This is a genomic window from Pseudomonas sp. TH08, from assembly GCF_016651275.1.
Classification (GTDB): Bacteria; Pseudomonadota; Gammaproteobacteria; order Pseudomonadales; family Pseudomonadaceae; genus Aquipseudomonas.
In genome coordinates, this window is the sequence record NZ_JAEKEE010000004.1 from 1,146,734 (window position 1) to 1,168,004 (window position 21,271).

The 21,271-nt window shown below is 60.6% G+C and carries 18 protein-coding genes and 1 pseudogene; 9 read left to right on the plus strand and 10 right to left on the minus strand.

Going from position 1 to position 21,271, the window contains the following annotated elements:
• The first annotated feature begins 2 nt into the window (after positions 1 to 2).
• The 3 genes from JFT91_RS22160 to JFT91_RS22170 all read left to right on the plus strand — a co-directional run bounded on the left by JFT91_RS22160 (position 3) and on the right by JFT91_RS22170 (position 2,760).
• Positions 3 to 1,190 carry a GNAT family N-acetyltransferase gene (locus JFT91_RS22160; protein WP_201233863.1) on the plus strand — a complete coding sequence of 396 codons (1,188 nt, stop codon included), beginning with the start codon at positions 3 to 5 and terminating at the stop codon, positions 1,188 to 1,190.
• Positions 1,162 to 1,953 carry a ChbG/HpnK family deacetylase gene (locus tag JFT91_RS22165; RefSeq protein WP_201233864.1) on the plus strand — a complete coding sequence of 264 codons (792 nt, stop codon included), beginning with the start codon at positions 1,162 to 1,164 and terminating at the stop codon, positions 1,951 to 1,953. Before JFT91_RS22160 ends, JFT91_RS22165 begins: the two co-directional genes overlap by 29 nt.
• 114 nt (positions 1,954 to 2,067) lie before the next feature.
• On the plus strand, positions 2,068 to 2,760 hold the full coding sequence (locus JFT91_RS22170; protein WP_201202419.1) for a GNAT family N-acetyltransferase: 693 nt from the start codon (positions 2,068 to 2,070) through the stop codon (positions 2,758 to 2,760).
• Between the two features lie 138 nt (positions 2,761 to 2,898).
• Here JFT91_RS22170 and JFT91_RS22175 read toward each other — a convergent pair whose 3' ends face one another.
• Entirely contained in the window at positions 2,899 to 3,696 is a 798-nt protein-coding gene (locus JFT91_RS22175) for a class I SAM-dependent methyltransferase (RefSeq protein ID WP_201233865.1), read from the minus strand.
• A 205-nt stretch (positions 3,697 to 3,901) separates the two neighbouring features.
• Between JFT91_RS22175 and JFT91_RS22180 the strand changes: the two genes are divergently transcribed.
• Together JFT91_RS22180 and JFT91_RS22185 are read left to right on the plus strand one after the other, a co-directional pair.
• Positions 3,902 to 4,195, plus strand: coding sequence for a type II toxin-antitoxin system RelE/ParE family toxin (locus JFT91_RS22180; protein ID WP_201202417.1), 294 nt, complete (start codon positions 3,902 to 3,904; stop codon positions 4,193 to 4,195).
• 2 nt (positions 4,196 to 4,197) lie between these two features.
• Positions 4,198 to 4,506: an addiction module antidote protein gene (locus tag JFT91_RS22185; RefSeq protein ID WP_201202416.1), complete on the plus strand. Its 309-nt coding sequence runs from the start codon at positions 4,198 to 4,200 to the stop codon at positions 4,504 to 4,506.
• Between the two features lie 56 nt (positions 4,507 to 4,562).
• On the opposite strand, the gene JFT91_RS22190 is transcribed toward JFT91_RS22185, so the two are convergent.
• A complete protein-coding gene (locus JFT91_RS22190; protein ID WP_201233866.1) occupies positions 4,563 to 5,462 on the minus strand; it encodes a LysR family transcriptional regulator in 900 nt (299 codons plus the stop codon).
• Between the two features lie 160 nt (positions 5,463 to 5,622).
• On the opposite strand from JFT91_RS22190, the gene JFT91_RS22195 reads away from it, so the two are divergent.
• Positions 5,623 to 6,645, plus strand: coding sequence for an alpha/beta hydrolase (locus tag JFT91_RS22195; protein WP_201233867.1), 1,023 nt, complete (start codon positions 5,623 to 5,625; stop codon positions 6,643 to 6,645).
• Positions 6,646 to 6,882: 237 nt separating this feature from the next.
• The gene (locus JFT91_RS22200; RefSeq protein WP_201233868.1) at positions 6,883 to 8,310 is read left to right on the plus strand and encodes a mechanosensitive ion channel family protein; all 1,428 of its coding nucleotides are present in this window, start codon (positions 6,883 to 6,885) and stop codon (positions 8,308 to 8,310) included.
• A 194-nt stretch (positions 8,311 to 8,504) separates the two neighbouring features.
• Here JFT91_RS22200 and ycaC read toward each other — a convergent pair whose 3' ends face one another.
• The 6 genes from ycaC to JFT91_RS22230 all read right to left on the minus strand — a co-directional run bounded on the left by ycaC (position 8,505) and on the right by JFT91_RS22230 (position 15,087).
• Positions 8,505 to 9,128: an isochorismate family cysteine hydrolase YcaC gene (ycaC, locus tag JFT91_RS22205; protein WP_201233869.1), complete on the minus strand. Its 624-nt coding sequence runs from the start codon at positions 9,126 to 9,128 to the stop codon at positions 8,505 to 8,507.
• Positions 9,129 to 9,198: 70 nt separating this feature from the next.
• Positions 9,199 to 11,037 carry an amidohydrolase gene (locus JFT91_RS22210; protein WP_201233870.1) on the minus strand — a complete coding sequence of 613 codons (1,839 nt, stop codon included), beginning with the start codon at positions 11,035 to 11,037 and terminating at the stop codon, positions 9,199 to 9,201.
• Positions 11,038 to 11,080: 43 nt separating this feature from the next.
• Positions 11,081 to 11,707: an antibiotic biosynthesis monooxygenase gene (locus tag JFT91_RS22215; RefSeq protein WP_201233871.1), complete on the minus strand. Its 627-nt coding sequence runs from the start codon at positions 11,705 to 11,707 to the stop codon at positions 11,081 to 11,083.
• Positions 11,700 to 12,116, minus strand: coding sequence for a DoxX family protein (locus JFT91_RS22220; RefSeq protein ID WP_201233872.1), 417 nt, complete (start codon positions 12,114 to 12,116; stop codon positions 11,700 to 11,702). Before JFT91_RS22220 ends, JFT91_RS22215 begins: the two co-directional genes overlap by 8 nt.
• A 126-nt stretch (positions 12,117 to 12,242) precedes the next feature.
• Positions 12,243 to 14,015: an Ig-like domain-containing protein gene (locus JFT91_RS22225; RefSeq protein WP_201233873.1), complete on the minus strand. Its 1,773-nt coding sequence runs from the start codon at positions 14,013 to 14,015 to the stop codon at positions 12,243 to 12,245.
• 148 nt (positions 14,016 to 14,163) lie between these two features.
• Positions 14,164 to 15,087, minus strand: coding sequence for a LysR family transcriptional regulator (locus JFT91_RS22230; RefSeq protein ID WP_201233874.1), 924 nt, complete (start codon positions 15,085 to 15,087; stop codon positions 14,164 to 14,166).
• Between the two features lie 212 nt (positions 15,088 to 15,299).
• On the opposite strand from JFT91_RS22230, the gene JFT91_RS22235 reads away from it, so the two are divergent.
• Positions 15,300 to 15,731, plus strand: a complete 432-nt coding sequence (locus tag JFT91_RS22235; protein WP_201233875.1) for a helix-turn-helix domain-containing protein — start codon at positions 15,300 to 15,302, stop codon at positions 15,729 to 15,731.
• A gap of 134 nt (positions 15,732 to 15,865) precedes the next feature.
• Positions 15,866 to 18,667 carry an ATP-binding protein gene (locus JFT91_RS22240; RefSeq protein ID WP_201233876.1) on the plus strand — a complete coding sequence of 934 codons (2,802 nt, stop codon included), beginning with the start codon at positions 15,866 to 15,868 and terminating at the stop codon, positions 18,665 to 18,667.
• Here the strand turns inward: JFT91_RS22240 and JFT91_RS22245 are convergent.
• Positions 18,632 to 20,100 (minus strand): annotated as a pseudogene (locus JFT91_RS22245) (ATP-binding protein). The gene JFT91_RS22240 and the pseudogene JFT91_RS22245 sit on opposite strands and share 36 nt — an antisense overlap.
• A gap of 90 nt (positions 20,101 to 20,190) precedes the next feature.
• On the minus strand, positions 20,191 to 21,141 hold the full coding sequence (locus tag JFT91_RS22250; RefSeq protein WP_201233877.1) for a GlxA family transcriptional regulator: 951 nt from the start codon (positions 21,139 to 21,141) through the stop codon (positions 20,191 to 20,193).
• Positions 21,142 to 21,271: the final 130 nt, after the last annotated feature.

Below are 21,271 nucleotides of genomic sequence, written 5' to 3' on the forward strand. Positions count from 1 at the left end.
CTATGGTGACGCGATTCGAATGGCGCACTTCGCTGTGCGCCGCCGATTTCCCGGCAGCAGCGTACGAAGCCCTGCGCCTGCGGATGACGGATCACACGCCGTTCAACAATCTCGGTTGGTTGTGCGCAGCCGAGCAGGCCCTTGGCGAGGGTGATGGCTTGCACATCCTGCTCGCTTGGTCGGCGGATGAATTGCGTCTGTGTCTGCCGCTGGTGGCGAGTCGCGAGCGCTTTGCCGGCGTGCCGTTTCGGGTGCTGCATCACTTGGGTTATCCGTTGGCGGATCGTTTGGCGCTGCTGTCGATGCTGGACAGTGAGGACATGCGTGAGGCCTTGAAATTGATCCGCCAGCGCGTGCCTCACGCGCTGCTGCAACTCAACGAATTGTCCGAGCCGGCCGGAGAGGAGAGTGCCCTCACCGAATGGATGGGGCGCAGTTCCACCGCTGAGCGGCGACTGAGTTGTCGGGTGCCAGTGCACCTGATCAGCGAAGCCGATCATCAGGAAGTCTCCGGCGACCCGCGCTACAAGTTGCGCCGGGCACGCAAGCGGATTGCAGCATGTGGCGCCGAGGTGCGCAGAATTATTCCCGACGCGATGAGCATGGGTGCGCTGTTACAGACCATCAGCGAAGTCGAAGCGGTGAGTTGGAAAGGTGACGAAGGCGTGGGGATTTTTGCCAGCGAACCCAGTCGCCAACTGATCGAAAAAGCTTTCATCGCCCTCGCCGGCCAAGGCCTGGTGCGCGTGGTGACGCTGGAGCTTAACGGCCGCTGCATCAGCTATCGTCTCGGCTTGCTGGAGCAGGGTCGACTCTACGATTACAACCTCGCCTTCCTGCCGCAATACGCCGATCTTGGCAGCGGTCGGGTATTGCTGGAGGAATGGATTCGCTGGGGGCTGGACGAGCACTGGCGCTGGATCGACGCGTCGCGCGTCAGTCTGGAAAACTCCAGCCATCAACTGCACGAACGCATGACCGGGCAACTGGAACACTGGCGCTGGAGTTTCTATTCCTGGCGACCGAGCGGCCTCATCCTCGGTCTGGGCTTGCGCCTGTGGTATCGAATCAAACCGCGCTTGCAAGCCTGGCGGTCACGCCGCCGCGCCGAGCAGGCAAAGCCGACACTCAAACCCGTCGCGATCACCACGGAGGGCGAACATGCCTCGCCAAGTCATAGTCAACGCTGACGATTTCGGCCTCAGCCCGAACGAAAACGCGCTGATCTTCGCGGCGTTTCAGGCCGGGGTCATCAGTTCTGCCACCGCCATGGCCAATATGCCGGCGTTCGAAGCGGCGTGCGCCATGGCTCGGCATGCGACGCTGCAAGGCCGGGTGGGCCTGCACTTCAATCTGACTTACGGACGACCGTTGAGTCAGGCGATTCTCGCTCGCCGCACATTCTGTGATGACCACGGGGTGTTCGACCTCAGCCTGCCGCGCCATACCGTCTGGCTCGGCCGTGAGGATCGTGATGCGGTGCGTGAGGAATTGCAGGCGCAGTGGCAGCGTTGCGTCGATCACGGGATGCGTCCGAGCCACATCGATTCGCATCAACACGTGCATAACATCTGGCCGATCGGCGAGATCGTCGCGCGCTTTGCCGCGCATCAAGGTGTGCCGATTCGCCTGGCGCGTAATCTGGGGCAAAACCTCAATTTGCCCAAGCGCGTGTTCAAGGGATTGCTCAATTGGCGTTTGCAAAGTCTGGCGGGGGCGACAGCGGACTACGTCTGCACCCCAGTGGACTTGCGCAACGACATTTCGCCGACCGACGGCGTGCTGGAAATCGTCGCTCACCCGACTCAGCTCGGCAGTGATTTTGGTGATGCCTATCTCAACCCGGATGAATCCCTGAGCCGCGTGCTAGAGCAGCGGCTGGCAGGCATTCGACGGATCTCCTACACCGACTTGAACAAGGATTTTCTACGCGGTGCTGCGGCACTCGACTGACTTACATACCTTGCAATACTTTCGAAGATGGCACTTTGAAATGAACTTGCACGGGTGATCTATACCCACCACAGAACCATCCACAACACCCGGGCCACGGCCACGGAGGGCATCATGAGCGTCATCGAAAAACTACAAGAACGCATCCGTCAAAAAGGCCTCGGGCGCACCTTCGGCACCTTGTGGAAACGCTACGTGTTCTTCCACTGGGAATTGTTGTGGATGGAGCGCGACCTCGTCAGTCCGGTACCGCCGCACAAGCTGCGCCCTTACGACGGCCTGCGCAGAGTCGATATCACGCCGCAGAATGCCGAAGCGTTCGGCAAGCACTTTGGTGATCGCATTGAGACCATGGCGGAACTCGCCGCCGAAGGGCACACAGGGCACATGTACCTCGACGCGGACGGTCACGCGGTGGCGTTTATCTGGGGCAGCATTCGCGACTATCACGACCGCCACTATTACGGCTGCAACTTCCCGGTGAAGCCTGGCGAATTCTTCGAGTTCGGCGGCGAAATGACCCGCGCGTATTTCGGCAGCAGCCTGTCGGTGGACGTGCAGGTCGCCTTGTGGGAAGCCATGGCAGCCCTGGGCTGCAACAAAGTGGTGGATGTCTGCGAGACCCACAATATTCCGGCGCTGAAACTGCACATCCGCATGGGCTATCACGAACAGGGGCGCGTCACCCACGTTTACTGCCTGTTCGGCCGGTGGAAATTCTTCCGTGAAACGCGTTACCAAGGCTCGCGACTGGAGCCACTGCGCAAACCGGGACGGCCGGTAGTGAGTGCGGCCGCGCAGGCTTGATTCAATCTCAGGATTTGTGGCGGTCATTAGGCCGTCTTCGCGAGCAAGCTCTGCTCCTACAGGGGTATTCGGCGTACAGCAGATTCCTTGTAGGAGCCGAGCTTGCTCGCGAAGAGGTCGGTCGACTCAATGAAGAACTCAGGCCTTGGTGGCGACCAGGGTAAAGCACATCGGCATCTGCGCCTGCTGATTCAAATACTGGTCATACAGCTCTTCCCGATTCGAGTGCGCATACTCCTTGAAATGCGCGATGTTCAGCCCTGCCGCAATGGCGCCGCTGAAGATGGCGCCAAGGGTGTGCACAAACCAGTAGGACTTCGCCGCCTGCTGCTCGACCTTACCGACATAAACGATGGGCTCTTGTTGCACAAACGGCTCCGCGCGGAAGTACGAACTGGCGAGGCGATACGGATCTTCGGCGTCGGGATCGACCATTTCCAGAAATGGATGGGTTTCGTAAATCACCAGGTTGCCGCCCGGTTTCAGCGTCGAGGCGACGTGGCGGAAGAATTCGCCGATATCGGGCATCCAGTTCAGTACGCCAATAGTAATCAGCGCCACGTCGAAGCGGTTTTGCAACGACGCCGGCAGGTGGTGGACATCGGCTTCGATGAATTCGGCGGTGTGCGCTGAACGCTTGTTCAGCTCGCGCGCCTGCTCAAGAAACGCCACCGACTGATCGACACCGACCACACTGCGCGCACCGAGGGCAAACAGCGACAGACTCTCGCGGCCGTTGTTGCAGCCCAGTTGAATCACGTCTTTACCGTCGACCTCCAGCAACCCGCTCAGGGTCTCATCGAGGCAAGAAAAATCCGCCTGCGCGACCTCGCCGAGCAAGGCCTGCCAGTCAGGCGAATCCTGGTGATGGCGGGCGGAATCGTTCCACGCCTGTCGATTGCTCTCGATGGCGGTTTTATTATTAAGCACTTCCATGGCGCACTCCGAACGATGCTCGTGATTGAGCGAACCCGAGTCTAGATCAGCCCGGCAGTTGCGGTTGTTACAAACTTGTAAGCCACCCCCTGCGGCAACTCCTACAAATGAGAAAACTCTCGCCTACAAATACCGACGATTTTTCAAGGTTTGATAGACGACTTGCCTGACTTCGCAAAAGTATCCACTTGGATACAGTCAAGCAATGGATTACCTTATTCAACAAACAGCAGCCTTCCAGGCTTGGCACCGTTCTATTCGAGACCTGCGGGCAAAAGTCGCCATCGCACGTCGCATCGATCGGGCCTCAACAGGAAATCTCGGCGATGTTAAACCGGTGGGTGATGGCGTATCGGAAATGCGCGTAGATGTGGCTGCGGGCTTTCGGGTGTATTTCACGATGCGTAACGGTGCAATCATCGTTCTATTGGCTGGCGGCGATAAGTCCTCACAGAGCGCAGACATCCGCCGCGCACAAAAAATGGCTAAGGAGGTTTAACCATGAGCCAGACTTTGACGAATTTCGACATGGCAGCACTGCTGGACAGTGACGAAGCTATCAGCGAATACCTGTCTCAGGTACTCGCAGACGGGGATAACGAAGAGTTTCTTCGTGCAATCGGCTATGTGCTTAAGGCACGCGGAATGACGCAGATAGCCAAAACGTCAGGCATGGGTCGCGAGAGTCTGTACAAGGCGTTCGCGCCGGGTGCAAAACCGCGCTTCGACACGGTTTTGAAAGTCATGCATGCCCTCGGCATTGATCTATACGCGCAGCCGGGGCATGCGATCAATCACCCAGTCGCTTGAATGCAGGGCAGCCAGGGTTAGCAGGCGCAGGCTTACAGATTTTTTCTGCGTAGGGTTTAGAGGGCGACGTTGCTTTGGTTGAGGCGTTCGCGCAGGAATTCGATCAACGCCTGCACCGGGCGCGACGCCTGGCGATGCTGCGGATACACCGCCGATAACGTCAGCGGCTCCGGACGGAGATCATCCAGCACCGGCACCAAGCGCCCGTCCTTCAACGCCGCGCCAACAATGAACGTTGGCAGATAGGTAATCCCCATCCCCTGCACCGCTGCGTCCCTTAACAATTCACCGTTGTTCACGCGCATACGCCCGGTGACATTGACCAACAGCGGTTTGCCCTGCCCCGCGTTGAACCGCCATTGCACCGAACGACCATGGCCATAAGGCAGGCAATCATGGCTGAGCAGTTCTTCGGGTTTCATCGGTGTACCGCGTTCGGCCAGATAAGCCGGGCTGGCGCAATACACCCGCTCAATGCTGGCGATGCGACGCGCGATCAAGGTCGAGTCTTCCAGCACGCCGATGCGCAACGCCAGGTCGTAGCCCTCGCCGAGCAGGTCCACCGGGCGATCGCTCAAATCGACTTCAACGGTGACCTCGCGATAGCGCTGCAAGAACACTGGCAGCAGACAACCGAGATGCGCCACGGCAAATGACAGCGGCGCACTCACGCGAATCGTGCCGCGCGGCTCGGCGGTCTGTCCGGCGATGCCCTGCTCGACCTGTTCGACTTCACCCAGCAAGCGCAATGCTGACTCGTAATAGCTCTGACCCAGCGGCGTGACGTCGAGGCGCCGGGTCGAGCGATTCAACAATCGCACACCGAGGCGCTCCTCAAGTTGCATCAAGCGACGGCTGACGAATTGCTTGGACAGTCCCAACTGATCAGCCGCGGCGGTGAAGCTGCCGGAGTCCATGACCTGGCAAAAAATACGCATGTCTTCGAACGGGTTCATTGTCACTCTCTGGTGGACAGTTAAACGCTTTATAGCCGCTTTTTCACTTTTCAGCACCCCATTAATCTGTGTCCACGGTGTTGCTGAGGCCTGAAGCCCAGCGCCACAGCAGCCCGCAACCCAGGCAAACAAATCAAAAATATTCAAAAGGATTTCCACCATGAACCTCGTCAAGAAAACCCTGACCGCTTCCCTCCTCGCCCTGTCCATCGGTAATGCTTTTGCCGCTGGCAGCGAGGGTGTCGAACACAACACTCAAGCGTTCCTTGAAGCCCTCGCCGCCGGTGGTGGCAAGCCGCTGGAACAGCTGAGCCCGAAAGACGCCCGCGCGGTGCTGACCGGTGCGCAGGCTTCGGTGAAGGTTGATTTGTCCGGTGTGGAAGTCAGCGACAAGGCGATCAAGGTCGATGGCCAGACGATCAACCTGAAAGTGGTGCGTCCGGCCAAGGTCAAAGGCGAGTTGCCGGTGTTCATGTTCTTCCACGGTGGCGGCTGGGTGCTCGGTGATTATCCAACCCACCAGCGGCTGATTCGTGATCTGGTGGTGGGCTCTGGCGCCGTTGCGGTGTACGTCGATTACACGCCGTCGCCGGAAGCGCAGTACCCGACTGCGATCAACCAGGCCTATGCCGCGACAAAATGGGTGGCGGAACACGGCAAAGACATCGGTGTCGATGGCAAGCGCCTGGCGGTGGCCGGCAACAGCGTCGGCGGCAACATGGCGGCAGTGGTGGCGTTGATGGCCAAGGAGCAAAAAACCCCGGCCCTGCGCTTCCAGTTGCTGATGTGGCCGGTGACCAACGCGCAATTTGACGACGGCTCGTACCAGCAATTCGCCGAGGGCCACTTCCTCACCAAAGGCATGATGAAATGGTTCTGGGACAACTACACCACCAACCCGGCCGAGCGTGCGCAGATCCATGCCTCGCCACTCAATGCCAGCGCCGAACAGCTCATGGGCTTGCCCGCCGCCATGGTGCAGACCGCCGAGTTCGACGTGTTGCGTGATGAAGGCGAAGGCTACGCGCGGCACCTGGATGCGGCCGGCGTGGCGGTGACCTCGGTGCGCTACAACGGGATGATTCATGACTTCGGTCTGCTCAACCCACTGAGCCAGATTCCTGAGGTGAAAGCGGCCGTGCGCCAGGCGGCGGCTGAGCTGAAGACGCACTTGCAGCCTTGACGTTAAAAGATCGCAGCCTGCAGCGGCTCCCACATCGGACACGTGCAGGCGGCGATCTTTTCCATCGATCTTGTGGTGAGGGGATTTATCCCCGATGGGCTGAGCAGCAGTCCCCTGCTTCTTCTGGATAAGAGCGGGGTCGCTGCGCAACCCGTCGGGGCGGTGCGACGTTTCGCTAAATCCCCTCACCACAAAAAGTCCTTCATTACCAAGGCTCTTGCCAATCCGGAGCACATCATGTCCTTCCTCCTCACCCACCTGCTGTCCCTGAGCGCTGCCCTGCTGTTGCTCGACGCCGTGCTCTGGCACTTCACGCCCTTCACCCATCGTGCGCCGAAAGTGGCGGTGCGCCTGGTGCTGTTTCTGGCCTTCACCGCGCTGGTGATCAACGCCGGTGTCAGCCCGTTGCAGGCGCCGCTGTTCGCCGATGATCGCGTGGCGCAACTGGGGGCAACGGCGCTGGGGATTCTCTGGTGGTTGTACGCGGCGCGGGTGCTGACCGAAGTGATCGGTTTGATCCTGATGCGCCGCATCGGCCACAGCGGTCGCCTGCTGCAGGACGTCATCGGTGCGCTGGTGTTTCTGGTGGCCATCGTTGCCGCCGCCGGCTACGTACTGGAGTTGCCGGTCAAAGGCTTGCTGGCGACCTCTGGTGTGTTCGCGATCGTCGTCGGTCTGGCGCTGCAAAGTACGCTGGCCGATGTGTTTTCCGGGATCGTGCTCAACACCACCAAGCCGTATCAGGTGGACGACTTCGTGGTGATCGATGGCATCGAGGGCAAAGTGCTCGATATCGACTGGCGCGCCACGCACCTGCTCACCAGCGCCGGAACCATGGCGGTGGTGCCGAACTCGGTGGCAGCCAAGGCGAAAATCGTCAACCTCAGTCGCCCGAACAACCTGCACGGTGTGTCGATCAGCATCAAAGTGCCGAACTACATCCGCCCACGCCGGGTGCTCGACGCCCTCGACCGCACACTGCAAGGCAGCAGCAGTCTGCTGCTGAGCCCGGCGCCGAAAGTGGTGTTGAAAGAGGCCGGCGAAGAGATGTCCGAATACGTGGCCAGCGGTTTTATCGCCGAACTGGGCAAGAAAAACGAAGTGCGCAATCAACTGTTCGACCTCGCGCATCGTCATCTCGAAGCGGCTGGCATTTCGCGGCATCCGGAGGGTGTGATCGAACCTTCGAGCCGCGCCCGCGCATTGCTCGATGAAGTGAAAATATTCCGTTCGCTGAGCAGCGAAGAACGTGATCGCCTCGCCGAATCGATGGTCGCGCAGCAGTACTCGGCGGGCCAGGTGGTGCTGGATCTGGACGAAGTGCCGGACAGTCTGTTCGTGATTGCCACGGGCGTGGTCAGTGCGACCGTGCCCGACGGTGACGGGCAGACCGAGGCCGGGCGGATGGGGCCGAGCGAGGTCATGGGTGAACAGAGCATTCTGGCGGATACACCGTCGCAGGCTACGTTCACGGCGCTGACGTCGAGCATCATTTATCGACTGGACAAGACCCTGACTCGTCAGTGCATGGAGCAGCGCACGGAGGTCAGTCGGGCGTTGAATAAATTGCAGGCGGTGCGTCAGCAGAACAGTCATCTCGCGTTGATGGCGAAAACCGCGCCGTCGCGCAAAGGCGGATTTCTTGGTTGGCTGCAAAAACGCTGACCCGCAAGAAAGGCAAACACCAAATCCTGTGGCGAGGGAGCTTGCTCCCGCTGGGCTGCGCAGCGGCGCCAGTATCTCGTGAGCGCTGCGCACTCAAGCGGGACGGTGCGGCGATCCGACAAGCTCCCTCGCCACAGGAAATCAGGCAGCACATAAAAATGCCCGCAATCAAGCGGGCACTTTTAGTTCAGCAGTTACTTGGCCGTGAACTTGGTGTAGCTGTTGATCAGGTTGCGATAGTTCGGCAAACGGTTCGACAGCAAGTTAGCCAGACCTTCCATGTCGTTGCGCCAGTCGCCCTGCAGCTCACACGCCACCGAGAACCAGTTCAACAGGTGTGCACCCGCTGCCGACATCCGCGCCCACGCCGCCTGCTGCACGGTGGTGTTGAAGGTGCCCGACGAGTCAGTCACCACAAACACTTCATAACCTTCAGCAATGGCCGACAAGGTCGGGAATGCCACGCAAACGTCAGTCACCACACCGGCGATGATCAGTTGCTTGCGACCGGTGGCCTTGATCGCTTTGACGAAGTCTTCGTTGTCCCAGGCATTGATCTGGCCTGGACGCTGAATGAACGGTGCATCGGGGAACTGCTCGCGCAATTCAGGCACGATCGGGCCGTTGGGGCCGGCGTCGAAACTGGTGGTGAGGATGGTCGGCAGCTTGAAGAACTTGGCGATGTCGCCCAGCGCCAGCACGTTGTTCTTGAACTCGTTCGGGGTGAAATCCTGTACCAGCGAGATCAGGCCGGTCTGGTGATCGACCAGCAGCACAACCGCATCATCTTTGTTCAGACGTGTGTAAGGAACGCTCATGGGGAAACTCCTGATGGACGGATGGATGAAACGTTAAGCGCCGACCGCATGGTCGGCGCTTCAGGGGAAATCAGAACGCGAAGCAGGAACAGCCGAACGCGCCCCAGAAACCGGCGAAGTCGCTGACCGGCGCGTTCGACATCCGCGCCTTTTCATGGCTGTGGGTGTGCACGGCGCACGGGCCGCTGCACTGGTGAACCTGCGACTGCAACGGCGAGTTCGGCCGCCAATGGCCCGGGACTTTCACCACAGGCGACCAGTCCGGCAACACCGGAATCGAGCGCGGCCCCAAGTCTTCGAAGTCGCCGACGGCGTAAACGATCTTGCCGCCGACCACGGTGAGTACCGACTCGATCCACTTGATCGCTTCTTCTTCGACGTGGAAGAAGTCCGCGCTCAGCGCCGCCAGATCCGCCAGTTGCCCGACCTTGATCTGGCCTTTCTTGCCTTGTTCAGACGAGAACCACGCGCTGCCGTGGGTGAACAATTCCAGCGCGGTGATGCGCGGCAGACCTTCTTCGTACAGCGCCAGACCGCCGACGGTGCGACCGCTGACCATCCAGTACAGCGAGGTCCACGGGTTGTAGCTCGACACCCGCGTGGCATCGGTGCCGGCGCCGACCGGCACGCCTTCGGCGAGCATGCGTTTGATCGGCGGCGTCGCTTCGGCGGCTTGCTTGCCGTAGCGGTCGACGAAGTATTCGCCCTGGAACGCCATGCGATCCTGAATCGCGATACCGCCGCCCAGCGCTTTCACCCGCTCGATGTTTTGCGGGGTGATGGTTTCGGCGTGGTCGAAGAACCATGGCAAGCCGTTGAACGGAATGTCACGGTCGACCTTCTCGAACACGTCGAGCATGCGGCTGATCGATTCGTTATAAGTCGCATGCAAACGGAACGGCCAGCGCTGTTCGACCAGATGGCGCACCACCGGCTCCAGCTCCTCCTCCATGGTTTGCGGCAAGTCCGGGCGCGGTTCGAGGAAGTCTTCGAAATCGGCTGCCGAGAACACCAGCATCTCGCCGGCGCCGTTGTGGCGCAGGAAGTCGTCGCCCTGATGCAACTTGACGCTGCCGGTCCAGTTCTGGAAGTCGCTCAGCTCTTCTTTGGGCTTTTGGGTGAACAGGTTGTAGGCGATGCGCACAGTCAACTGGTCGTCTTTGGCCAGTTGCTCGATCACTTGGTAATCGTCCGGATAGTTCTGGAAACCACCGCCGGCATCGATCGCGCTGGTCAGGCCGAGGCGATTGAGTTCACGCATGAACTGACGGGTCGAGTTGACCTGATACTCCAGCGGCAGCTTCGGCCCCTTGGCCAGCGTCGAGTAGAGGATCATTGCGTTCGGCCGCGCGACCAGCATGCCGGTCGGGTTGCCGTTGGCATCACGGACGATCTCGCCGCCCGGCGGGTTCGGCGTGTCGCGGGTGTAACCGGCCACGCGCAACGCGGCACGGTTGAGCAGCGCACGGTCGTACAGGTGTAGGACGAACACCGGGGTGTCCGGCGCGGCCAGGTTGATTTCTTCCAGGGTCGGCATGCGCTTTTCGGCGAACTGGAATTCGTTCCAGCCACCGACCACGCGTACCCATTGCGGGGTCGGCGTGCGGTCGGCCTGATCCTTGAGCATGCGCAGTGCGTCGGCCAGCGACGGCACGCCTTCCCAGCGCAGTTCGAGGTTGTAGTTCAAACCGCCACGGATCAGGTGCAGGTGCGAGTCATTAAGGCCGGGGATCACGCAGCGGCCGTGCATATCGACCACTTGCGTGTTCGGCCCGCGCAGGGCCATGGCCTGATTGTCATTGCCGACGACAACAAAGCGCCCGTCGGTGATTGCCACGGCACTGGCCAGTGGTTTGGTTCGGTCTACGGTATGAAATTGGCCATTGAAGAGAATCAGATCGGCGCTCATCGCAGTTCCTCAAACAAAGTGAAAAGGAGCAAACCTCGCGCGCTCAGCGTGGCGAGATTTCTTGGGAATCGAGGTGTTCATGGGCCTGACCCGCCTCCAGCCACGGCGCGAACAGTCGCGTCACACGGGGCATGAACACGTACACCACCGACACAACGATGGTCAGGGTGATCAGGAACGTGGCAACCACGTAGTTGGAAAGCAGCGGATGCAGCTTGAGCAGCGGCCCCCAGATCAGTGGCACCAGCAAGGTGTGCGGCAAAATCACCAGCAGCGTGATCACCGCTTGCTTCCAGCGCGGCGGCGGTGAGGCTGCATCGGCCAGCGGCGAAAACCAGAACTCGTTGATCGGGGCGACTTCGGTCTGGTCGCCGTCAGCGAGCATTGGCGCGGCTTCGTCGACCAGCGCCTGACGTTGTGGCGATTCCAGCCATTGCTGCATCGCGTCGGTGGAGCAAAAGCGCAGCACGCAGGTGTAGAAGTCGAGGCCGGCACGCTTGCCGCGCACCACGTCGACGCCCAAATGCCCTTCGCGCTGCCCCGCCACCCGGACGATGTTGCGCAGCCAGGTTTCATACGCCGCCTCGAAACCGGCCTTGACCCGGTGCTTGACGATCAACGTGACGGTCTCATCAGACCCCGGTGCTTTTTGACTCAGGACTTCAGGCATAACGCAGCACTCCGGGCAATCGGACATTGAGCGCCAGCCGTCCCGGCCCGGCGATCAACACAGTGGTAAACAGGATCAGCAGCAACCAGCCGAACTGCCCTTCGGCCACGCTCCATTGCGGATGCACGATCAGCAGCGCCACCAGCAGCACAAAGAGAATAGGCACGCAGGCCAATCGCGCCAGCACCCCGGCGACGATCAGTAGCGGACAGAGGACTTCAGCGAAGATCGCCAGACATAAGGTCAGGTGCGCGCCGAGGTGGAACGGGTCTTCGATCAGTTGCAGCTGCGCGCCGAAGTCGAGCAGCTTGGGCAAGCCGTGGACCCACAGCAGGAAGAGCCCGCCGGTCACCCGCAGAAATAGCAAACCGAGGTCGCGCGCCTGTTCATCCCGTTGAGAACCGTGCATGGGCCCACCCTTTAATAGTTATTGGGGTGAATCATGCCGGTGATGCGGAGGAAGAAATTGAATGGATGTGCTCTCTTCGGGACCTTCCCGCCAAGAGGCGCCGAAGATGCCGAGAGTGGCTTTTGCTCAGGGCACAGCCCGAATCGTGTATTCACGCGTTTGAAAGATCGCCGCCGTATTAGCGTTCGCAACCTGATCCAAGTTGACCCTGAAACGAATGATCAGCTTGCTGCCGTTCCTCAGCAGTCGCAGGTAATCGGCGGAGATCACAGGGCTGAAGCTGCCATTGGTCACCCAGGCGCGATGCACCATATTTGTCGACCCCACCCACATCCGCAGGTTGTGCGCACCGGTGTTGCTCTGGCCCTCCAGGTCGAGCCAGATCCGTTGGTTCACTGCGATAAACGGCCAGATAAGAAACAACAGATTTGCGCCGAATGGAACGTCTTTCAGATCGAGAATATCAGTGCCGTTGGCCTGAGTGATCCGCGGAGCCACAAGTCGATCCAGCGCAATCTGCGACACGTTCAGACGCAGGGGTTGAGAGGTCACCGGAGCAGAGGTGCCTCGGGTATAAGTAGAGGTCACCTCCATTGATTTTCCGATGCTGAATGGCACCAGCAGCACGGGCAATCTGATTCTGACCGGGCGTGTGGTGCCGGCCGTAACCGGCGTGGTGGTATGCGAACCGGCAGCGGGTGTACCTGCGGCGGCGGTTACTGTCACGCTCAGCAGATCGCTGGGCTGCATGTCGTAATCCAGCACGGCCGTCAGGGACCTTGTCGCCTGCAGTGGATCAAGATTGGCGTTATCAGGAGCCTCCTCGATCGAGAGCTGCCGACCTTCAGTCGGGTTAACGGTGATGGTCCAGGGATCGGACACCTCATCATCGCCATACATGGCCTGGGCTGTGAACGTGTGCGGACCGACAACCAATCCGGACAAGGGGAACTGCCAGATACCGGCCTCGGCACGAACCGTTCCTCTGGAGTCAGGCCCGTCAAACACCACTAATTGCTCGCCCGCCATCGCCGTACCGCTGATCGTTACGCTGGTGGCGAGGGTAGCTTGCCCATCGGGGATCTCTTGTAGCTCAGGGTCTCTGACCGAGCGGATTTCAGGTTTGAGCGGAGTGGGCGTTGCGCCGGTCCTGACAATGTAGTGGCGAAGCGCAAAGTCGGTTGCATCGGTTTCAACCAGGCTGCCGTCGAGCGATGCGCCGAACTCAATGGTCAAAACGCTGCGATCCTTCAGTCCCTGCAGAGGACCGGCCGGGAAGTCTTGTGCGAAAAAGCCGAAGCGGAAAAAATCCATACCAACCTGACTACCCGGCGCACTCCAGTATTGTTGATCAAACACGCTACCATCGGCGTTCGTCCCCTTAAACCGGGCCCAGAAAAATTGCCGTTGGTCGATCAGAGGCCATGCATTGATTCTCAAGATAAACTGCTGCAGATCCCGCACGAACAGATCCAGACCCTCACCCTCCTTTTCAGCCGATTCGATAGTCGGCCTGGGCAAATCACCTTGTGCCACTGGCAACACGTACAAAATCAAAGGCTGGGAAGTCACCGCAGGTGCGTTACCGCGAATGATGTCGTAGGTCAACGTGACTGTCTTGCCTTGATTGATGGCTGCCAATGAAGGTGCCAGTCGCAGTTCCACCGGGCGCTTGTCGCCCACTTCGACAAAACCTGTGACGTGTGAACCTTCGGCGGGTGTGCCCGATGCGCCCTGCCATTTGACACTGATTTTGTCCGTGGACTCGAGGACAGCGTCCGAGGCGATCGTCAGCGAATACTTGACCAGCACTGGATCGAGAAGGGTGTAAGTCGGGCTTTCCAGAACATAGGGTCGGGGCAAGTCATCAATGGTTATCTTGACGGAGGTGCTGCTCATCATTCGCTCCTGTGCGTGGTTGACGTTGCCCCGGAGGACATTGGCTCATCACACACCGGATCGGTCACTTGCGCTACTGTCAGAAATTACAGGTGACGGCGTATTCCGGACGAACGGCAACAGTTGACCAGACGCCATGGCACAGACGTTACCTGTGTTCGATATCCAGCGGCGCAGCCATGAACTGGCTGATCCGCGATCTCAACCACTTTTCCGCCGGATCGTTGTCATGCACCCCGCTCCACGCCATCGATAACTGCGCCGCATCAATTGGAAACGGCGGGTCTTCGGCGCGCAACGCACACCCTTCAACCAACGCACAGGCAGCGTAATCCGGCACGGTGGCGATCATTTCTGTGCCGGCGAGCAAGGCGCGCAGGCCGCTGAATTGCGGTACGCCGAGCACCACGCGCCGGCTGCGACCGACCTTGGCAAGGTCGACGTCAATGTTGCCGCTCAAGTCGCCGGAGAACGACACCATCGCATGGGGGCGCTCGCAGTACTCGTCGAGAGTCAGCGGTCCCGGGCGATCGTCGCCACGCAGGACTTTGCAGGGAATGTCGCGCAGCTTTTTGCGTTTGGCGTTGGCCGGTAATTCAGTGGTGTAACTGACGCCAACGGAGATTTCCCCTGAGGCCAACAGTGCCGGCATCAGTAAATAATTGGCGCGACGCACCACCACGACGATGCCCGGTGCTTCTTGCTGAAGCTGACGCAACAGGGGCGGGAACAGGCCGAACTCGGCGTCGTCCGACAAGCCGATGCGAAACACGTCACAACTGCTCGCCGGGTCGAATTCCTTGGCGCGGCTGACCGCGCCGGAAATCACGTCCATCGCCGGTTGCAGCTCCTTGAGAATCGCCAGCGCACGGGCGGTCGGCTCCATGGCGCGACCGTTGCGCAGTAGCAACGGATCGTCAAACAGATCGCGCAGGCGACCGAGCGCGGCGCTGACCGCCGGTTGGCCCATGAACAGCTTTTCCGCGACGCGGGTCAGGTTTTTTTCGAACATCAGCGCTTCGAATATCACCAAAAGGTTCATGTCGACGCGGCGCAGATCGTTGCGGTTCATCAGCTCGATTTCCTTCCAAGGCCAGCCAGACGCCAGTGCTACGCACTTTAGCCGATCAACGGTGGTTTATTCGCGGGTCTGTTAAGCAAATTAACAACGATTAACTCGTCAGTCGTCGGCCCGCGACCAACAATCGCTTCACTGCGCAGCGTTGTTTTTTGACCTGAGGGAAGCCGCCTGGCGTGGATCCCTCACCAACACGGACCTTGGCCATGGCTCATTTACAGCATACCGTCGCCCTCGCCCCTGCCTGCGAACCGAGCACTGCGCGCATCGGCGGCCTCAGCCCGCAACGCGTGCGGCGGGTAAAGCAATTGATCCTCGAACGTCTTGGCGAAAGCCTGGAAGTCAGCGAACTGGCGCAGGCCTGTGCGCTGTCTCGCAGTCACTTTTCCCGCGCCTTCAAGTGCAGCACCGGCGTCTCGCCGCAGGACTGGATTCGCCGCCAGCGCCTCGCTCGCGCCAAGCTATTGATCCAGCACACTGACCTTAGCCTGACGCAAATCAGCCTGGAATGCGGGTTCTGTGATCAGGCGCATTTCTGCCATATCTTCACCCGCATCGAAGGGATCAACCCGTTCGCCTGGCGCTGCCAAGTCATGCGTGAACACAAAAGCCACCACTCAACGTCCAGCGCGTTTTGAACTCAACGCCTGCGCCACCCGTTGCACTGACGCCAAAACCTGAGGATTATGCCCGGACATCCCGGAATAGAAGGCCTGCGCGTGCGCCCGGCCCTGCTCCGACCTGTCCGCCGCAGCACCGCAGGAGCGAGCTGTTGAGTCCTCATCCGAATCAGGCGATCGGTTTCGGCCCCTATCGAATCCATCCCGCGCAACGACTGGTGCTTGAAGGCGAGCAGCCGTTGCGTTTGGGTCGCCGCGCGATGGACATTCTGCTGATCCTGCTGGCCCATGCCGGCGAGGTGGTCAGCAAGCAACAGTTGATCGCTGGCGTCTGGCCGGACAGCGTGGTCGAAGAAATCAATCTGCGCGTACACATGGCCGCGCTGCGCAAGGCATTGGGCGACGGACAGGCCGGCCAGCGCTACATCGTCACCGTGGCGCAGCGGGGTTACAGCTTTGTCGCGCCCATTGAATTGCAAACCCTCGAACAACGACCGGCTGGCGACACCGCCGGACGGCATAACCTGCCACTGCGGCGTACGCGGATGATCGGGCGCCAGGCGCTGGTCGACAGCCTGATGACACAGCTACCGCGCCAGCGCTGCATCACCCTGGTCGGCCCCGGCGGGATTGGCAAAACCACTGTGGCCCTGCGTGTTGCCGAGCAGTTGATCGGCAGCTACCGCGACGGCATTCGCTTGCTCGATCTGGCGCCCTTGAGCGACCCGCGCATGATCTGCTCGCACCTGGCCGCCCTGCTCGATATTTTGCTGAACGACAGCGATCCAATGGCAAGCCTGATCAATGGCTTGCGCGAACGGCAGATGCTGCTGGTGATCGACAACTGCGAACACCTGATCGACGCCGTGGCGCAACTCGGCGAAAGCCTCTTGCGTGGCGCGCCGCAGGTGCACATTCTGGCCACCAGCCGCGAGAGCCTGCGCGCCGAGGGCGAATACGTGCAGCGCCTGGAGTCGCTCGACTGCCCGCCACCCACGGCCGTACATGACCGTGCGCAAGCGCTGGGTTTTTCCGCGCTGCAACTGTTTACCGAACGCGCCATGACCGCTCATGAGCATTTCGAACTCAACGAAGCCAACCTGGCGCAGGCCATCGAAATCTGCCAGCGGCTGGACGGAATTCCGTTGGCACTCGAGTTGGCAGCAGCGCAAATCAGCGAAGCGGATCTGAGTGGCTTGCTCAGTCAGTTGCAGGGGCGCTTGCCTGCGTTGATCGCGGGCAATCAGCAGCGTCACCTCACGCTGCGCGCCACGCTGGACTGGAGTTTCAACCTGCTTGGCCACGGCGAACAAACCTGCCTGCGCCGCCTGGGCGTGTTTCGCGGCAGCTTCACCCTGGAGTCCGCTGCGGCGGTGATGGGTGCTCAGCAGATTCTGCCCGGCGAGGTGATGGTCGCGGTTACGCAACTGGTGGCCAAATCACTGCTCAATGTCGAGGTCGGTGATGAAGAGGTGTTCTACCGCTTGCTCGACACCACCCGGCGCTATGCCCTGGAAAAACTCGATCACGCCGCCGAACTCGGCGAAACCCGCAAACGTCATGCCGAACGCTGCCTGGCGTTGATGCATCAGGCGCAGACCGCTTGGGAACACACCCCGACCGCGTTATGGATCGAGCGCTACGCGCGGTGTCTGGAAGACTTGCGCGCCGCGCTGGACTGGTGCCTGAGCGGCGCCGGCCCGACGGGGCTGGCAATCGAATTGGCGGCGACTTCGGCGCCGTTATGGCAAGAGTTGTCGCTGCTCAAGGAATACGGAGGTTACGTGCGGCAGGCGCTGACGCTGCTGGAAAATGCCGACGAGCCCAGCCCACAGTTGCAAATCGCCCTGAAACTCGCACTCGGCAGCGCCTGTTACCACACCTGGGGCGGCACGGCTGAAACCATCGAGGCCTTCGCCAGCGCGCGCGCATTGGCGCAACAACACGGCGATGTCGCCGGGCAACTGCGCGCGGTGTCCGGGCACATGGCGGTCAATCTCAGTTGCGGGAACTACCGGATGGCGTTGGCGCAAAGCGAACATTTCGACCGCCTCGGCCTGCACGGTGAGCCGCTGTTATCGCTAAGCACTCATCGGCTGCGAGTGCTGGCGCTGCACTACGCCGGCGACCAGCCGCAGGCGCGAATCCATGCCGAACAGGTGATTCAGCGCATGGCGCAAAGCGGCCACCTCAATCGGTTTACCCACGGCTTTGGCGTGCAATACGATCAGAGCGTCGCCTCGCTGACGGTGCTGGCGCGAGTGCTGTGGCTGCAGGGTTTCCCCGAGCAGGCGTGGCGCACGGCGCGCCAGGCACTGGACATCGCGGTGCAGATCAATCACGGCACGTCGATCTGCTACACGCTGGCGTTGGCCAGTTGCCTGATCGCCCATTACAACGGCGACCAACAGAACGCTCGGGCACTGCTGCATCTGTTGCTTGAACAATCGCAGAAGCACTCGGTGCTGCTGTTTTACACCTGGGCCCGGCACTACGCGCAGGTGATCGACGCCGACAGCGCCACGTCGATGTCGGCAGATGGCAGCGGGTTGATTCGGGAAATCATGGTGACGCTGGATGAGCGGTTTGTGGATGCTGATTTGCTCAAGCGCGCGCAGGCGGGTGATGCGGGGTGGAGCACGGCGGAGATCTTGCGGGCACGGGCGAATGTATTGTTGATTGGGGATTCGGCCCGCCCAGACAACACCCATATTCAGGAAGCAGAAGCCATTCTCCAACAAGCCCTGTCCATCGCCCGGTCCCAGGGCGCCTTGGCCTGGGAACTGCGCAGCGCCACCTCGCTGGCCCGGCTCTGGCAACAGCAATCGCGCCGTCGCGAAGCCGTGGATCTGCTGACCCCGATCTATCAACGCTTCACCGAGGGCTACGCCACCCCGGACTTGCGCAACGTGCGCGAGCTACTCGACGAGTTGCGCGACCCCTTGCGCGCCTGACGCCTGGCGCATACGGCTGAGGTAACGCGCATGTCGACGCTCAAGATCAATCCCTTCGCCACTGCGCTCGAGTTGCTCACGGGCGTAACGCCGAGTGGTATTGAGCAGGCGGTATCTGCATCCATCTGCACCCTGCTCCACCGTCAGCAGCGACTTGCAGGCCAGGCGATCGATCACCGCCGCCAGCGTTGACGAGGCCAGTTGCGTGCAACTGATCACGCCCAGCGCCGCCTCCAGGGTAAACGCCATTTTGAATACCGATAACCGCTGCAGCGCTCGCTGCTCCTGTTCGCTCAAGCGCAGATAGCTCCAGTCGAGTGCGGCCTGCATGGATTGATGGCGCGGCACCGCCGTGCGCCTGCCGTGGCTGAGCAGTTGCAAACCGTTATTCATTTGCGCCTGCAAGCCGACCAGGCCGAGGGCATCGATCTGCGCCGCTGCCAGTTCGATCGCCAGCGGCAAACCATCGAGTTGACGACAAATCTCGCGCACGCTTGGCAAGTCTTGTTCACGCAGAACGAAATCATGCTGTCGCGACCGGGCGCGGCTGACGAACAACTGCACCGCCGAATAGCCCATGGCTTGCGCGATGCAATTGACCGCCGGATTTTTCGGCATGGCCAGCGGTGGCACGGGCTGCAGGGTTTCCAGAGTGACCTGCAGGGCTTCGCGGCTGGTGGCGAGAATGGCCAGCCGCGGCGCGGCGTCCAACAGCGTTGCAACCAGTGCTTTGCAGGCATCGCGCCGATGTTCGCAATTGTCCAGAACGAGCAACGCATGACGAACGCACAGTGTGGAGAAATCGCAATCAAAGACGCGCAGCAGGTGTTCAAGCAAAGGAGTTTCTTCATCGACCTGCGCCAGATCGACCCACCACCCCCCTCACGAAAATGTTCCAGCAACAACTCCGCCACGCGCAGGGCCACAGTGGTTTTACCGACTCCCGGCGGACCTGTGACGGTCATCAGGCGACACAGCGGCATGCGTCGGACCATGCCGCCCACCAGCGAATCACGACCGGTCACCGGCGTCAGTCGCGCGGGCAAATTGTGCTGGGGAGCCTGCAAGCGCTCGAAGACCCATTGCGCCTCGCTGTCGTAATGCACCGGGGCGATAAAGCTATAACCGCACTGCGGCACATTGACGATATAACGCTGGCCGTTTTCGCCATCGCCAAGCGCCCGACGCAACGCGGCAATGTGCACGCGCAGGTTGATCTCTTCGACCACGGACGTTGGCCAGACCAACGCGATCAGATGCTCCTTCCTGACCACACGGCCGGCGCGCTCGACCAGCACCTGGAGGATGTCCAGCGCGCGGCCGCCCATGCGCAGTTGCCGATCCCCTTCGAGGATCAGGCGCTGGCGCAGGTGAAACGCGAAAGGCCCGAAACGCAGCACAGACGCCGAGTTGAAATCGTTGAGACTGTTCATGCCAACTATCTTGGCAGCCTCGGTTGACGCTACAACTACCGCACGGGGCGCAGCACGGACATCCGGGTGCGCGAGACGGACAGAACCGCTCTAGCTGAACTGTTCGCGGTACTGCGCGGGGGTCAGGCCGAGCTTTTCGGCAAACAGGAACCGCATGTGCCGAACGCTGCCGAAACCGCTTTTGTAGGCCACGGTTTTCAATGGCAGATCGCCGGTTTCCAAGAGGTTTCGTGCGCAGTCGATGCGCGCACTTTGCAGAAACTCCATCGGCGTCATCTCGACGTCGCGAATAAACACGCGAGCGAAGTGGCGTGCGCTCATGTTGGCCAGCCCCGCCATGCGCTCGACCGTAAAGGCTTCCTCAATGTGTTCGAGGACGTAATTCTGTACGCGGGTGATCGGCGTTTCCTGCGGTGCTACCGCCGCCATCAGCGGGCTGAACTGCGCCTGGCCGCCCTGACGTTTCATGACGACCAACAACACTTTGGCAACGTCCTGAGCGAGCTTTTTGCCATGATCGCGAGCGACAACTGCCAGGGCCAGGTCGATCCCGGCGGTGACACCTCCCGAGGTAATCAGGTTGCGATCCTCGACGAAGATCTGATCGGTGGCGACGCTGGCCTTGGGGAACCCCTTGATCAAGCGCTCGGTGTAGTTCCAGTGCGTGGTCACGCGATAACCGTCGAGCAAACCGGCGTGACCGAGCACAAACGCCCCGGTGCAGATCGAACCGTAGCGCTCGGCCTGCCGCACCGCCCTTTGCAACCAATCCAGCAACGGCGGGTGCTTTTCGTTGTAGGCGCCGGGGCCGCCCGGCACCAGCAGCAAATCATAGTGCTCCTGAGCCTGATCAATGTGTCGGTCGGTGTGCACCAGCACACCGTTGGATGCACGCAGCGGCCCGAGCTCGGTGCCCAATGTCGTCAGTTGGTAATGCGACTCAGGCTTGAGATAGCGATTGGCAACCGAGAAGACCTCCAGCGGCCCGGCCATGTCCAGCAGGAGAAAGTCGGGGAACAACACCATTGCCACGGTTTTCATGAGGAGCCATCGCTGAGATCAAAGATAAATGAACGCATGAAACAGGCTGAGCATTATGGCCAAGTGCAGCGCGGTCGACGGAAAAGAATGCGTGAACTACCGCGCATTACTGTCAACTTGAACAGGACAG

Excerpts from the sequence above, each read along its gene's own strand:
- JFT91_RS22230 (WP_201233874.1), bottom strand. The coding sequence starts at position 15,087 with ATGAACCGCAACGATCTGCGCCGCGTCGACATGAACCTTTTGGTGATA.
- JFT91_RS22165 (WP_201233864.1), top strand. The coding sequence starts at position 1,162 with ATGCCTCGCCAAGTCATAGTCAACGCTGACGATTTCGGCCTCAGCCCG.
- JFT91_RS22250 (WP_201233877.1), bottom strand. The coding sequence starts at position 21,141 with ATGAAAACCGTGGCAATGGTGTTGTTCCCCGACTTTCTCCTGCTGGAC.
- JFT91_RS22210 (WP_201233870.1), bottom strand. The coding sequence starts at position 11,037 with ATGAGCGCCGATCTGATTCTCTTCAATGGCCAATTTCATACCGTAGAC.
- ycaC (WP_201233869.1), bottom strand. The coding sequence starts at position 9,128 with ATGAGCGTTCCTTACACACGTCTGAACAAAGATGATGCGGTTGTGCTG.
- JFT91_RS22190 (WP_201233866.1), bottom strand. The coding sequence starts at position 5,462 with ATGAACCCGTTCGAAGACATGCGTATTTTTTGCCAGGTCATGGACTCC.
- JFT91_RS22175 (WP_201233865.1), bottom strand. The coding sequence starts at position 3,696 with ATGGAAGTGCTTAATAATAAAACCGCCATCGAGAGCAATCGACAGGCG.
- JFT91_RS22215 (WP_201233871.1), bottom strand. The coding sequence starts at position 11,707 with ATGCCTGAAGTCCTGAGTCAAAAAGCACCGGGGTCTGATGAGACCGTC.
- JFT91_RS22220 (WP_201233872.1), bottom strand. The coding sequence starts at position 12,116 with ATGCACGGTTCTCAACGGGATGAACAGGCGCGCGACCTCGGTTTGCTA.
- JFT91_RS22225 (WP_201233873.1), bottom strand. The coding sequence starts at position 14,015 with ATGAGCAGCACCTCCGTCAAGATAACCATTGATGACTTGCCCCGACCC.
- JFT91_RS22180 (WP_201202417.1), top strand. The coding sequence starts at position 3,902 with ATGGATTACCTTATTCAACAAACAGCAGCCTTCCAGGCTTGGCACCGT.
- JFT91_RS22170 (WP_201202419.1), top strand. The coding sequence starts at position 2,068 with ATGAGCGTCATCGAAAAACTACAAGAACGCATCCGTCAAAAAGGCCTC.
- JFT91_RS22160 (WP_201233863.1), top strand. The coding sequence starts at position 3 with ATGGTGACGCGATTCGAATGGCGCACTTCGCTGTGCGCCGCCGATTTC.
- JFT91_RS22185 (WP_201202416.1), top strand. The coding sequence starts at position 4,198 with ATGAGCCAGACTTTGACGAATTTCGACATGGCAGCACTGCTGGACAGT.
- JFT91_RS22235 (WP_201233875.1), top strand. The coding sequence starts at position 15,300 with ATGGCTCATTTACAGCATACCGTCGCCCTCGCCCCTGCCTGCGAACCG.
- JFT91_RS22200 (WP_201233868.1), top strand. The coding sequence starts at position 6,883 with ATGTCCTTCCTCCTCACCCACCTGCTGTCCCTGAGCGCTGCCCTGCTG.
- JFT91_RS22195 (WP_201233867.1), top strand. The coding sequence starts at position 5,623 with ATGAACCTCGTCAAGAAAACCCTGACCGCTTCCCTCCTCGCCCTGTCC.